Genomic DNA, 606 nt, shown 5'->3' on the forward strand with positions numbered 1-606 from the left:
GGCGCCTCGGTCGCCTGGGCTGTCTCGGTGGGCTGTTGGGGGGCTTGTTCGAGGATGAGGTGGGCGTTGGTGCCGCTGATGCCGAAGGAGGAGACGGCGGCGCGGCGTGGGTGGTCGGTGTCGGGCCAGGCGCGGGCCTCGGTGAGCAGCTTGATGTTGCCCGAGGCCCAGTTGACGCGTGGGCTGGGCTCGTCGACATGGAGGGTGCGGGGGAGGACGCCGTGGCGCATGGCCTGGATCATCTTGATGACGCCGCCGATGCCAGCGGCGGCCTGGGCGTGCCCGATGTTGGACTTCAATGAGCCGAGCCACAGCGGCTCTTGGCGGCCCTGGCCGTAGGTGGCCAGGAGTGCCTGGGCCTCGATGGGGTCGCCGAGTGAGGTGCCGGTGCCATGGCCTTCGACGGCGTCCACGTCGTGGGGGGTGAGTCCGGCGCTGGCCAGCGCCTGGGCGATGACGCGCTGCTGTGAGGGGCCGTTGGGGGCGGTGAGGCCGTTGGACGCGCCGTCCTGGTTGACGGCGGAGCCGCGGATCACGGCGAGCACGGGGTGGCCGTTGCGCCGGGCGTCCGAGAGGCGTTCCAGGACGATCATGCCCGCGCCCTCG

Annotated in this window: 1 protein-coding gene; it reads right to left on the bottom strand. The window is 72.1% G+C overall.

What is annotated here, in order from left to right; genetic code table 11:
• Nucleotides 1-606: ketoacyl-synthetase C-terminal extension domain-containing protein (locus DEH69_RS22895; protein WP_147255773.1), on the bottom strand; the 606-nt coding region annotated here is incomplete at both ends.

It is taken from the genome of Streptomyces sp. PT12, from assembly GCF_003311645.1.
Taxonomy (GTDB): domain Bacteria; phylum Actinomycetota; class Actinomycetes; order Streptomycetales; family Streptomycetaceae; genus Streptomyces.